The 13,560-nt window shown below is 47.7% G+C and carries 10 protein-coding genes; 7 read left to right on the top strand and 3 right to left on the bottom strand.

What is annotated here, in order from left to right:
- Position 1: 1 nt before the first annotated feature.
- From HP401_RS32610 to HP401_RS32580, 7 genes are all read left to right on the top strand, one after another.
- Positions 2-448, top strand: a complete 447-nt coding sequence (locus HP401_RS32610; protein WP_173606496.1) for an SRPBCC family protein — start codon at positions 2-4, stop codon at positions 446-448.
- Between the two features lie 211 nt (positions 449-659).
- Positions 660-2,756 (top strand): S-layer homology domain-containing protein, encoded by a 2,097-nt coding sequence (locus HP401_RS32605; RefSeq protein WP_173606495.1) that lies wholly within the window; start codon positions 660-662, stop codon positions 2,754-2,756.
- Positions 2,757-2,904: 148 nt separating this feature from the next.
- Positions 2,905-3,666, top strand: coding sequence for a DUF4253 domain-containing protein (locus HP401_RS32600; protein ID WP_173606494.1), 762 nt, complete (start codon positions 2,905-2,907; stop codon positions 3,664-3,666).
- An 87-nt stretch (positions 3,667-3,753) separates the two neighbouring features.
- Positions 3,754-4,191 (top strand): SRPBCC family protein, encoded by a 438-nt coding sequence (locus HP401_RS32595; RefSeq protein ID WP_012685170.1) that lies wholly within the window; start codon positions 3,754-3,756, stop codon positions 4,189-4,191.
- Between the two features lie 114 nt (positions 4,192-4,305).
- Positions 4,306-4,698, top strand: coding sequence for an iron chaperone (locus tag HP401_RS32590; protein ID WP_173606493.1), 393 nt, complete (start codon positions 4,306-4,308; stop codon positions 4,696-4,698).
- 32 nt (positions 4,699-4,730) lie between these two features.
- On the top strand, positions 4,731-7,352 hold the full coding sequence (locus tag HP401_RS32585; RefSeq protein ID WP_173606523.1) for a winged helix-turn-helix domain-containing protein: 2,622 nt from the start codon (positions 4,731-4,733) through the stop codon (positions 7,350-7,352).
- 84 nt (positions 7,353-7,436) lie between these two features.
- Positions 7,437-8,369: an NAD(P)-dependent alcohol dehydrogenase gene (locus HP401_RS32580; RefSeq protein ID WP_173606492.1), complete on the top strand. Its 933-nt coding sequence runs from the start codon at positions 7,437-7,439 to the stop codon at positions 8,367-8,369.
- Positions 8,370-8,430: 61 nt separating this feature from the next.
- On the opposite strand, the gene HP401_RS32575 is transcribed toward HP401_RS32580, so the two are convergent.
- The 3 genes from HP401_RS32575 to HP401_RS35795 all read right to left on the bottom strand — a co-directional run bounded on the left by HP401_RS32575 (position 8,431) and on the right by HP401_RS35795 (position 13,471).
- Positions 8,431-9,276, bottom strand: a complete 846-nt coding sequence (locus HP401_RS32575) for a DegV family protein (protein WP_064201294.1) — start codon at positions 9,274-9,276, stop codon at positions 8,431-8,433.
- Between the two features lie 227 nt (positions 9,277-9,503).
- Positions 9,504-10,361, bottom strand: coding sequence for an amidohydrolase family protein (locus HP401_RS32570; RefSeq protein ID WP_173606491.1), 858 nt, complete (start codon positions 10,359-10,361; stop codon positions 9,504-9,506).
- A 14-nt stretch (positions 10,362-10,375) separates the two neighbouring features.
- A complete protein-coding gene (locus HP401_RS35795; protein WP_173606490.1) occupies positions 10,376-13,471 on the bottom strand; it encodes a GNAT family N-acetyltransferase in 3,096 nt (1,031 codons plus the stop codon).
- Positions 13,472-13,560 lie beyond the last annotated feature (89 nt).

Here is a 13,560-nt window from a genome sequence, read left to right as displayed (position 1 = left end):
GATGAAAAGTCAAAATCCCGAATCGAGTAAAATCGTTGGTCAAACGGCAGCGACAGGCTTCCAGGTAGGTGTACGCAGGACGATGCCCATTACCCCAGAACAGGCTTGGGCGTTTTTAACCTCGTCCGAAGGGGCGAAGTTATGGCTTGGAGATGTAGCGAACCTTACCTTTAGCGAGGGGGAGACCTTTACTTCCAGCGATGGGATATCGGGTCAATTTCGTGTTGTGAAGCCGTTCCGGCAGTTTCGTTTAAAGTGGTCGATGAAGGACTGGGAAAAGCCGTCCACATTGCAAATCCGGCTGATATCCGACAAGCCTGATCGAACGACCATTAGTTTTCATCAAGAGAACTTGGATCATATGAATACAAGGGAGCAAATGAAGCTTCATTGGGAAGAAGTTCTGAATGAAATCAGGCAAAATGTCTCCATGATGGAGAGGGAATAAGCTAATAAACTGCACCACCCGTTTCTATGTTTCATAATGGGGTGCAGTTTTTTTGTGATCTTCCATGTTGAAAATGCAAACATATTTTCCTGTTACTGGTATAATCAAGAGGAATATATAAAATCAGGGTGAGATGATGAAATGTTTTCTTTTCATAAAATCAGCAACAATGTTAGCAATCATGGGCTGTTATTTTTCCGGCGTACCAACGATGAATGAAAAAACAGGTATCGTGACAACTGCATTTGCAGCGGAACCCGCTTCTTATCTTACAAAGGAACAGGCTATCTCACTCATGAAAAAGATACCTATCGATATGAAGGGTTACGTTGTGGAAGATATTTATTTTAACGAGACCGTCGCTTTTGGTCAAAACGGAGCGGTTTGGACGAGTTATTGGGTCAAAGATAAAGACGGGACTGAAAGCTTATTCATAGATGTAGACGCAACAACAGGCAAGTTGGTCCAGTTTACAAAAGCTACAGTTGATAAGCCAAAAGAAACGGCTGTGAACATCATTTCAGAAAAAGATGCTTTGAAAAAGGCAGAAGCATTCGTAAATTCAGTTGCCCCTGAAGTGCAAGGGCATATTTCCAAGGCAGACGAATATCAGGTTGACGATTCCCTTCCTCCGCGGGTAATGGATCATGTTTTTCATTTTGTTCGCGTAGAAAATGACATTCCATTCTTGGAGAACTATCTTCAGGTAATCGTCGATTCTCAAGGTGAAATCGGTTCTTACAGTCGCCAATGGTACAATGGAGAGCTGCCATCTCCTGTTCCAGCCATATCAGCGGAGGAGGCAAATAGACGGTGGGACGAGTCGGTGAAGCCAGCCCTTCATTATGTATATACAGGAGAGCAGATCGGAAAATATGGATTGCCCCATAGAAAAATGATTTTGGCATATGCTTACGATGAAAAAGCATCGGTCTTTATCGATGCGATGACAAATCAACCCATGACGATTTTGGGGGAGAGTATTCAGCAGTCGCGAATCCCACTAGGAACATCAACAAGAGCGTTGGGCAAGGAACGCAAAAGGCTGATAGATGATGAAAAGAGAGAGAAAGCCGACGAGATTGCACGTACGATGTTCCAAGCCATACCTGATCGTCAAACAAAGGTTGGGGGCAGTACTGGGATATCATGGAATGGATTTGGGGAGGTTAGCTCCAGCAGTGCAAAGTCTTACTATTATGCTCGTCCAGCCCAAGGAAAAGAAAAGGCAATGAAGTTCCAGTTAGGGATGGATGATTACGGAGAGGTTACGATTTTTTCGGTGGAGGAAGAACATTCTGAAATAGAGGATCGAATCTATCCCAATCCCATTCCTTACGAAAAAGCAGAAGCAGCTGCAATCGATTTTATGAGGAAGCTCTTTCCTGATCGACAAGGAGAGCTGTATGTGATCCATCTTCCCCCAACAGAAGAGAGCAAAAAATGGCTGTTTGAGAGAAATGGCGGCTACTGTATTACTTTTGGTTGGTTAAAGCACGGAATACCTGTCCAAAGCCTCGAAACGGAGGTAATCGTAGATCCTGTAAATGGAGAGGTAAAGGGGATACACACCCTTCCAGCCTATCAACCACTCGAGATGATTCAGGTACAAAAACCTAGAATCGATGAACAAACAGCAAAGCAGGTAGAAAAGGAAAACAAGGAGCTTCGACTCACCTATTTCATGCCATATCCAGAATGGCGACAGGGAACCTATCTGGTTAGTCGTGAGCCAAAGCTGGTTTACAGAATGGTAGGAGACGATGGTGTGGTTGATGCGGATTCTGGAGAATGGGTGAGCTATACGGCTTACAAGCAATCAAAAATTCCAGAGGATATTGCTGCGCACCCTCACTATTTGGCGCTTCTGTACGCTGTGAAAGACGGTTATTTTCCTGTCACAAAAAGCAAGCTTGATCCTGATCAGCCTGTCACCCGTGGAGAGTTTCTACGCATTGTGCTCAAAGCCCAGGAGTCCTACGACTTCTTTCCAGACTATTATGAAGTAGCGGGGGAGGAGCAGTTTTTTACGGATATCGATAAAGGTCATCCCCTCTATGAAACCGTGAAAGATGCGATAGAAAGAGGTTTAATACAAGCTAGCGCAGGTAATAAGCAATTCGATCCAGATCGCAATCTCACAATCGCGGAAGCAAAAGACATGATTTCCAGGTTGCTACAGAGGAGCGGAGAAAAGAACGGAGCTTTATCAGTTGCCGGGCAGCCTACTAAGATTTTGACAAAGGCTGATGTAGCTCGTTTATTGATGGAATTGAAATTCTATGCGAGAAGCACAGAGCAAGAGTAGGGATGGAGTTGGGTTCCCACTTTTTACGCGTTTGCTCCGAACCCAAGCATTTTTTTTGCTTTTTGTTCATTTCCACTCACTCTGGAAATTGAAGTAAAATAGATGAGTAATCCTATGATTTGCACAAACCAACAGAAGAGGTGTGACGATGGTAGAAGAGTTGTCGAATTACCTAAAAGAATGTGACATAAAAGTGGTTGCTGCGGAGGATTTCACGGTACCTGCTACAAAGGAAGATAAGGACAGCATTTTGGTTCTGCCAAGCTATAATATACTAGAGATGATAGAAGAAGCAGTGGACGAAGAGGGGTCACTCTCTGATTATGTACATAAACAGCTAGAGGAGGTTCACGGCTTATCTGTGGAGGATGTCTTTCGGCGAATTGTGAAATCTCGCCTTTTGTATACAGACATTGAATCCGAGTTGAAAAGTTTGGAAGGAAAGAACTTTGAAGGCATCTATCAGGCATATTCCCTGATATGGGAAGGTAACGAGCTGATCAATGAACAACTCAGTGAAACAGATAAGGAGTCCTTCCTCATAAGTGAGAAATGGGTGCAGGATCGATTACAAGATGACGCCCTGATTGTCCTGGAATTGCCGAAAGCATCCGGCTATGAAGCACCGTTGTGGGTCCCAATGGGCGGCTATAATGAATGCCCACTGCCCGTTTACCAGTCCGTTATCGTAAAGCACTGGCAGGAGGCTTATGGGATTAAGATTCTCGCTGTGACAGAGGATACGTGGATTTTTCAAGCCGGTTCAAGACCGCAGACCTACGAGGAGGCAATTAAGCTGGCAAAAGAGCATTTCATCTTTTGTCAGTATGTCTTGGATGAGTTTCCTTCATTAGGGCATTACGCGGATTATTTAATGAAACAGGATGTATGGCATTTTTGGTGGGATTAACCCGCCATATTCCTGAAATATCTCCCGTGTTCTGACAATAAACATAACAAGATACCAAAGAACACTGGGGGAAGGAATGAGCAAATCATGCCTCAAGGAATACATGATGTGGAGCTGAACCAGCCCATCGGGGCGGTATGGCAGTTTGTGAGTATAGTGGAGAATTGGGTTCCACTGGTACCTGGCTACATCAGTCACGAGGTAATCAATGAACGTCGTGTCGCTTGGACGTTTACAGGCGATATCGGCATCATGAAGAAGACCATCAGCCTGCAAGTGGATATCACCGAATGGACGCCTCCGACCGAGGTGAGGTTTACCTTGACCGGGATTAGTGGGAATTTTACCGGTCATGGCTACTTCAAAGCGAAGGCATTGGGTGAGGCACGGACGAAAATGACGGGATGTCTGGATATCACCGCACACGGTGTGAAGGGTCCTATGATTAATTCGATTTTAAAATCCAATCTGCCCAAGACAACGAGAGAGCTCGTGGAGGCTATTGGAAAACGTATAACGAAATAGCATCCTTGCCACCAAAACGAAACGAAACACGCCAGCGCGGCGTGTTTTTTTGTGTCATGCACGATTGGGAGATAATAAAGGCATTCACCTCTGATCGAGAAAGGAGATTCCTCCATGAAAGAAACCAAAGTCACGTATGCGTCCATCGATGAATATATTTCGACGTTTGCTCCCGAGGTTCAGGAGATTTTGCAAACGCTCAGGGGAGTAATAAAGGGGGAGGCGCCGGATGCGATGGAAAAGATCAGCTACCAGATGCCTACCTTTGCGCTCCATGGAAATCTGGTGCATTTTGCTGCTTTCAAAAATCATATCGGTTTTTATCCATCCCCAGGTGGCATAGAGGAATTCAAAGAGGAAGTGAAGGAATATCACAAGTCGAAAGGGACATTGCAGTTTCCGATCAATCAGCCCTTACCTTATGATCTGATTAGGAAAATCGTCCAATACCGTGTAGCGAGCAACTTGAAAAAAGCAGAGAGTAAATCAAAAAGTCGGCGGAGTTGACGCTTAGAGACAGCGGTACATATAATTTCTTTATGACGATTCCAATTGTAACCACCAAACTGTATATGCCCCCGCCACGGTTGAAGACCGTTACCCGTCATCAACTAATCGAGCAGTTAAACGAGGGCCTAAACCGTAAACTGACGGTCATTTCAGCACCAGCAGGCTCCGGGAAAACAACACTTGTCAGTGAATGGCTTGCTAGCGGTGATCGACCCTTCGCTTGGATTTCCATGGATGAAGGCGATAATGACCCTGCGCGTTTTTTTACATACCTCTTCACAGCGCTGCAAAATATTGGCCCGAATATTGGATCGGGCATATATCCTTTGTTCCATTCTCCTCAACCTCTACCAATCGAATTAATGATCTCGACTCTGCTTCATGAAATAATCGCAATACCCAACCCTTTTGTTCTTGTCCTCGATGATTACCACGTTTTGAAAACGGGGCCGCTTGATGATGCTATCTCATTCCTGCTTGAACGCATGCCCCGGCAGATGCATCTGGTAATTGCTACCCGTGAGGAACCACGACTGCCTATTGCTCGCCTACGAGTACGGAACCAATTGAATGAAGTCCGCGCATCCGATTTGCGCTTCACCTATTCGGAAGCAGCTGAATTTCTGGAGAAAGTGATGGGGTTGGAGTTATTACCAGAAAACATCGCCCTGCTCGAAGCCCGCACAGAAGGCTGGATTGCCGGTCTACAGTTAGCTGCTCTTTCCATCAAAGAACAAATAGATGTCACAACCTTCCTTTCAACTTTTTCGGGCAGTCATCATTTTATTCTCGACTATCTGGTAGACGAAGTGCTTACCAAGCAATCTGCAAGCACTCAAGCATTCTTGCTGCATACATCCATCCTCGACCGATTATCTGGTCCTCTTTGTGACGCCGTTTTTAGTCAAAGTGAAATGTGCTCAGGTTCAGGCCAGGAAACGTTAGAATTCCTCGAACGCGCCAATTTGTTTATCGTCCCGTTGGACAGCGAACGGCGTTGGTACCGCTATCACCACCTTTTTGCTGATTTGCTGAGGCAGAGGCTCCGGCAGCGTTTTTCATCGACAATAGGAGAGTGCGAGCGAATTCTCGCAGAATTACACACCCGTGCTAGCATTTGGTATGAAGACAATGGATTTGAAATGGAAGCTTTTCACCATGCAGTAGTAGCCAATGATCTATCGAGAGCAGCACGACTGGTGGAGGGAGAGAGGATGCCGCTGCTCTTTCGTGGAGGAGTAGTTCCTGTGCTGAACTGGCTGGAGTCGTTACCACGCGAGGAGCTGGATGTAAGGCCAGCGCTGTGGGTGATGTACGCCTCAGCATTGCTGATGACTGGACAAATAACTGGTGTTGAGCCGAAATTGCTAGCCGCTGAAAAAGCAATGCAAGGTATGGGCCAAGATGCAGGGGCTAGAGATACTCTTGGGCATATCGCTGCTATACGTGCCACTTTGGCTGTGAGCATGCACCAAGCAGAGGAAATCATGGCTGAGGCCAAGCGAGCCTTAGCGTACCTGCACCCCGACAACTTGCCTGTCCGCACAGCCACTACGTGGTCGCTGGGGTATGCTTATCACCTTCAAGGGAATCGTATCGCAGCCAGCATGGCTTATCAGGAGGCATTATCGATCAGTAAGAAGATTGGTCATGTTGTGATCACCATGATGGCTACGCTTGGACTAGCGAAGCTACAGGAGGCAGATAATCAGCTCCATATGGCGGCTGAGACTTATCAGCATGTACAAAAATTGGCGGGTTCTCCACCGTTACCAGCTGCTTGTGAAGCGCATCTGGGTTTGGCCCGGATTTTTTATGAATGGAACGACCTGCATACAGCGGAGCTTCATGGTCAACAGTCCATTCAGTTAGCAAGTCAGCTGGAACAAACGGATAGAGTCGTAGCAGCGCAGGTGTTTCTCGCACGACTGAAGCTAGTACAGGGAGACGTTAGCGGAGCGGCTACCATGCTTGCAAATGCTGAGTATGTGGCTCGCAAGCAAGGCTTTGTCATGCAGATGCCTCCTATTGCCGAAGTACAAGTCCTTATTTTGCTTCAGCAGGACAACCTGACAGCGGCAGCCCGATTGGCACTGAGGCACGACCTTCCCATAGTCCAAGCCCGTGTTTATCTGGCACAGGGAGATACGTCCGCAGCACTTGCGGTGCTCGAGCCATTACTCGTGCAGGCGGAAGCAAAACAGTTAGAGGATGAACGACTCAAGATCATGCTTTTGCTAGCCGTTGTTCAGCATGCGCATGGTGATCAAGCAAAAGCTGCGCAAATAATGAAAGACGCATTGGTGATAGCGGAGCCGGGTGGCTTCATTCGCACTTTTGTCGACGAAGGTAGCCAGATGAAAAGAATATTGCGTGATGCGACAGTCCATAGAACGATGCCACGCTATATAGAAAAACTGCTTGCAGAATTCGAGTCCCACCATGCTGATTCCCTGATCGAGCCGCTTAGTGAGCGAGAGCTTGAAATTTTGCAGCTCATCGAAAAAGGATTATCGAATCGTGACATTGCCCAGCAGCTGTTCCTCGCACTCAGCACGGTGAAAGGGCATAACCGGAATATCTTTGACAAGCTGCAGGTACAGCGGCGTACGGAAGCAGTCGCACGGGCTCGCCAGTTGGGCTTGTTGTAAATTTCCAAAAACAATACTTAAGTATCTGTATACCAATACCGTGCTCCCGCTATACTCATGGCAAAGTGGATAGGGGAGATGCCAATGAGAGCCGTGATATGCACAAAATACGGATCGCCAGATGTTTTGGAGCTAAGAGAAGTAGAAAAGCCTATGCCTAGGGACAATGAAATTCTGATAAAAATTCATGCCACAACGGTTACTTCTGGAGACTGTAGAATACGCGCCTTCAAAAGTCCGTTTTTGCTCTGGATTCCCATGCGCCTCGTGCTCGGCCTTACCAAACCGAGAAATCCGATTCTTGGTGTGGAGCTATCTGGAGAAGTCGAAGCGATCGGCAAACATGTAAAACGATTTAAAATAGGCGACCACGTCTATGCATTAAGCGGGATGCGATGCGGTGCGCACGCGGAGTACATCTGTCTGCAAGAAAACGCAATCGTGGGCTTAAAGCCGACAAATGTAACACATGAAGAAGCCGCCGCGATTCCTTTTGGGGGAACGACTGCCTTGCATTTTTTTCGAAAAGGAAAGCTGCAAAAGGGACAAAAAGTGCTGATCTACGGAGCTTCTGGGTCGGTAGGGACCGCCGCGGTACAGCTTGCCAAGTATTTGGGGGCTGAGGTGACAGCGGTATGTAGCTCCGCCAATTTCGATTTGGTGAAATCGTTGGGGGCCGATACCGTCATCGATTACACGAAAGAGGATTTTACGAAAAAAGAAGAGCGGTATGACGTTATATTTGATGCGGTTGGGAAAGCAACGAAGTCCCATTGTGTAAAAGCATTGGTGCCCAACGGGATATTCCTGACAGTGGATGGGCTAGGGATTGCGAAGGTGCGGACGGAGGATTTGGTTTTCCTTAAAGAGTTGATGGAGGCAGGACAGATAAAAGCGGTTATTGATAGACGTTATTCGCTGGAACAAGTACCGGAGGCTCATCGATATGTGGAGACAGGGCGGAAGAAGGGGAATGTAGTGATTAGGGTGGAACATGATGAAATGGTGCTAAAATGACATACAAAAGGGGCCGCTCTTTGCCGAAAAAATCGGCAAGTGAGACTGCCCCATTTCACTCTTACTCATTCCGCCAAGCCAACGCCAGCGTCCCCATCCCAGCATGCGCCCCAATCGTAGAACTGATCGGTCCAACCAACACCTCGACATCGGCGTACTTGCTCTGAATTTTCTCTTTCAGTTCCAGCGCTTTGTCCAAGACGTTGCCATGTAAAATCTGCACGTGCTTCACGGAGTAGTTCTGTTTGGCGTTCTCCAACTGTTCCAGCATGCGCTTGACCGCTTTTCCTTCGGTACGAACTTTTTCATATACTTCAAACAGCCCATCTTTCATTTGGAAAATCGGCTTGATCTGAAGCAGATTGCCGATGAAATATTGCAAACCGGTCATTCGGCCGCCCTTGTAAAACTGGTCGAGACTGCCGACCAGGATATAGTTCTCGAAAGATTTGTATTCTTCGCGCAAGGAAGCGGCAATCTCTTGGTAGCCTTTTCCTGCCTTGGCTTGTTCGATTCCGTTTAAGATAATCGAGGTAATCGGGTACGACATCAGCTTGGAATCTACCGACTCGACAGGGAAGTCTACCATCTTGGCTGCTGTTGCGCTTGTATTGTAGGTCCCACTCAGGTCAGAGGAGAGGTGGACAGCAATCGCGCATTCATACTCTTCCTTTAATCGTTCGTAGAGAGACACAAATTTTCCTAAGCAAGGCTGCGACGTTTTGGGAGCATGATTGGCCTGCATAATTTTTTGATAAAGCTGTTCAGGAGCTAAATCAATGCCGTCTTCATATGTGCCATCTTCAAAGATAATTTCCAGTGGAACGACGTAGATGTCATGCTCTTCCATGACGTGTTCAGGTATGAGCGCGGTACTGTCTGTAACCCAGGCAATTTTTTTCTTCAAGGAAACATGTCCTCCCCCCATTTAGTAGAAACCTTGCTATCTCTTTACTCTCGAAAGCTTTGGGTCATGGTTGTCCGAACCTGACGATGTATAAGTAAACTCGCATATATGTATCATAATACGGAAACTGTCGTTTTTTGTCGTAAATAGAAGAAGTTTTCTTGAACAAATGAAAAATCCCATGTTTCTTCGAGAGGAAGAGACATGGGATTTAGGATTTGTATCGTCTACTCAACTAACGGCTTGATTTTGGGAAACACCTTCAATGCTGTCTTGTAAAACACATCCTCGTGATATTCCGCTGGGATCAGGTCCTGTACAAACTGGATATACGACTTCACTGGTGCTAACGGCCAGTCTGTTCCGAACAAAAACTTGTCGTAATGATCACAATACGTGATCGCGTGGCGCAGATGGGAGAAGAAGAGAGGAGATTCCGCGAGTCGCTTGCAATTGGCTGCGTCACCGACCATTAAGCCGGAGAGATCTGCAAACATATTGCGGTTTTTATAAACGACTTCTGCCCCATCGAGTACCCACGGATCGCCAAAATGGGCCATCATGAAATTGACGTCTCGATGCTTCACCGCCACCTCGTCCAGTGTGAGCGGGTGGGAGTATTTTAAGAGCCCACGCTCTGAGTACGTATCGCCGGTGTGAAAGACGACAGGCACCTGGTATTTGGCAGCAAGTGCATAGACGGGATCGTAGACGCTATCATAGGCGTAGAAGGGATAGTAGCCCAAATAGATTTTCAACCCGACCACATTGGGCTTTTGCAAATCAGCTTCCAAGCGTGCCACTGCTGCTTCATCCAGCTTGAACGGATTGATTCCCAGACAGTAGACGAACTGTGGCGGCAACTCGTCTGTCAGGTCTAGTCCCATGGGAGTGAGAGCTTCCATATCGGGAAATCCGTCTGGTTGAGTCTCTGTCAAGCCCATGCCTATCCCAAGAACCACGCCATTTTCGGCATATTCTTGCAAGAGACCAGCGACAGAGTAATCGACAAACGATTTTTCAGCTGCCGTCCGCTTGAATTCCTCGATATGGGATAAATGCATATGCGCATCAATGATTTTCATTGTGAAGCCCTCCCTTATTTGGCAAAGCGAATCGCCCGTAAGTCAGATAAGGCATTGGATGGGAGCGTGTTGTCGGCAAACAGGAAAAAGACAGGCGGAGTAAAGGTCGTGCTGTTGTTTGGCAAATTCAGTTCGCGTATGACAGAAGCTACGGCCACTTCTTTGTTTGCGTATACTTGGAGGTCCGCAGTTTCGAGGTCAGTAACGATATGCATCTGATCCTTGCTGTTAGCTCGCCCTAGGACATAATCAGAGACTTCAAGGACATCCAATTCACCTTGTGCCAGCGTGTAGTTGAGCTCCTCGCCATTTGTACCGACCGTTTTCAGCCATACCGCCTCGTCCTCGGTTCCTGTCTGCAAAAAGATGTCAGTGGCCAATTCTTTGCCAGCAAAGTACGTTCCGGTATTCTGCTCGATCTCTACGGTATGACAGAGGACAGGTACTCCTGGCAGCAGCAAGTAATACTGGTGGCAAGTCAACCCGCGATACTTCTCCTGCTTTTTCACATGGTAGCTCACCTTGATTCCCTGCCACGCATTTTGCTTGTTGTCGATTAGCTCAACAAAGGAAGCGGTACGCTCTTCCTTAACCAATGAAAACGCACTTAACTCCTCCATATAGTTGCCGATTCCGCCTGTCCATGGATTCCACCAAGATTTCGGCTTCCGCTCAGGGAAGGCGCTGTCCAGCCACTCCTGCCCATTGCTTGTGAGCGAGTAGAGTGTGGAGGCAAAATCTGGAGCGGCTTTGATCCGCAATCGTCCATTGTCGGCGATATAGACCTGCTGTCCCTCTTCCACTGTTTGCTCCTGGATGACCTTGCCTTGACCGATTGGGAAAATGGCGCTCTGCAAATGAGACACATGCGTAGCAAAACGTCCCTCTACTTGCACGAGGTCATATGGTTTTTCCGGCGTCTTGAAGGAGAAGCCAGATTCCGTCTCTTCCTCATCTTCTGTAAAGCTCTGCGTTTGTCCGGAGGCTGACTCACTCAGAAGAGATGCCATCAGTTCTCCTTCCAAGTACTGCTGCTTGTACTCTTTCACCTGTACATCCAGGTCCGTGCTTGTGACAAACGGATTCTGCCCATTGGCACTCAACTCCAGGTGAGAGGTCAAGATCAGGTCTGCTGGCATAGATTCCTTACGGGCAAAGGCGCGGAATTCTTTCCAGTCGGCATAGCCCCCATGCGAGAAGTGGATCGGGCCGAACGATTTTTTTTCATGTGGGGCAAGCATGCCGAGATTGGTTTCCAGTGTGACGTACCAGCCTTGAATGTCAAAACGGTATTCAGGAGGCCAGCACATTCCCCATGGGGCTGTTTCATCTTGTGTAAACAGCCAGTTTTCACTGACTAACTCAGCATCCCAATAATCCATATCGCTACCATAGGAGGATGGTGTTTCAACATAACGGCCTTGGTACGGCACAATGGGGCGAAGAAAACTGTGATGAAAGCCTTGGTTAAGCCAAAGCTCAGCAGCCAGCTTGTCAGCCGAGTGGTTTTCTATCTCCAATCCGTGTTCTACGGTGCCATCTCCGAACAGGAGTGTTTTGCTAACCAACGCTATTTGCGGGTAGGCACTGGAGTGATACGTCGCATGGATTCCGATCGCTCCCTTTTCAGCGATAAATGCAACTTTCTCGGCACGTTTCTTCGAGAACTCGCTGGAAAACGGTTTGCCGAGCTTGGGATAGTAGAGAGTGGTTGGGTCCCCACCTGTCCCGGCGACAACGGTCATCTCATTATCTTCTTTGTTCAAGTAGAGCGAATGGCGGCCATGGTGAACTTGCCAAGCCTGTTCCGTTTCTCCCGACACCATCGCACCTAGCCCGGTAAAGGCAGCTCCGATTTTTTTGACAAAAGAAACCGCTCTGCCATCTGCGAGCTTTGTCTCCACCTGTACGTTGGCTTCGTAAAAGCCGTGTTCATACAGGTCAACGTTAAGTGGAAGCGAAATGCGCTCTTTGCCGGACAGTTTCAGTATGTGAAGGTGCTCTTGTAAGCTGAAAAATGAGCAAGCGGGCAGCTTGAATGAAAACTCCGCTTCTTCCGCAAAGTTGTTTTCCACGTCCAAATAAAACAGTTTTGTCTGTCCCGGATAGGAGAGGCCAGGTACATGCAAGGAAAGGGTAGCAGGAAACTTGGGAAGGATTCCTACCTCAAACAGCGCTGTCTTGCCGTTGATCAGCAGGTGGGTGCAGACACGCGGATGCGTGCGCCAGATGCTTTGCTCTTCTGTGATTGGATCGACAAAAAAGGTTGCAGACAGCGTAGTTTCCCCTGTCACAGCCAGCTCGTGCTGATAATCAAAGCGGATTGTGTCGCTCGGTTGCCCGTTTAACGAAATCTGTAACGGCTTGCCTGATTTGTTGATGATCCGGTAGTGAATCTGATACTCCCGTCCAAAGACCAGCTCCAGCTTTTCCACTTCGGCGGACACGAGATAATCTTCCGTCTCGATGAGGCGCATGCCTCGACCGCGCCGCTCAAACTCTACGCGCAAGCGCTGTTCTCCTTTTGCCCAGGAGTAGGTGAAGTAATCAAAGCCGTTTTCCTTGCGTCCATCCGGCTCTACGACGATCACCCGCGTGGAGTCCTGATACCAGTCAAGCTCTTCAAAATAATGGGCGATTGCTTCGGTACGGAGCACAGAAGGAATCATATTCATCAGATGGGTGGCGTCGTCCCGGTCTTCCCAGAAAAAGCCGAACTTCTTATACAACGGAACAGCCTTCGTGTTTCCTGCCCACGTATACAGATCAAGTCTCGGCCAGCCGAGCTCAATCGTTTTTTTCAGTGCACATGAGAGTAGCATCCGGCCGACCTTTTTTCCGTGATAGTCGGGACGTACATTGAGCAACGGGATGTAGAGGGCGCCGGTATCTTCCCGATATTCGGCCAGGCTGCAATAACCAACGACGGTTTCACCTTCCATTGCGAGATAGACAGTGATAGCGTCAGAGGCTGCCTCTTCTTGTCTGATTTGTTCGGCTGTCGTAATCGAATTTCCGCCTCCCCAGCTTTCTCGGCTGGCATTCCACATATCTGCGACCGCTGCGGCTAGCTCAGGGCGGTAGGTGACAATTGAGATTGATGCTTCCATGCTTGTTAACACCTCGATTACATTGTTAAATGATGTATCTTATAAGAGTTGTACGTATGATCGACAAAATTGTTGCTAGTTTTCGGAAA

Origin of the sequence: Brevibacillus sp. HB2.2 (genome assembly GCF_013284275.1) — a bacterium.
GTDB lineage: Bacteria > Bacillota > Bacilli > Brevibacillales > Brevibacillaceae > Brevibacillus > Brevibacillus brevis_D.
The sequence above is the reverse complement of the archived record's forward strand: the minus strand, read 5'-3'. Positions and strand labels throughout refer to the sequence as shown.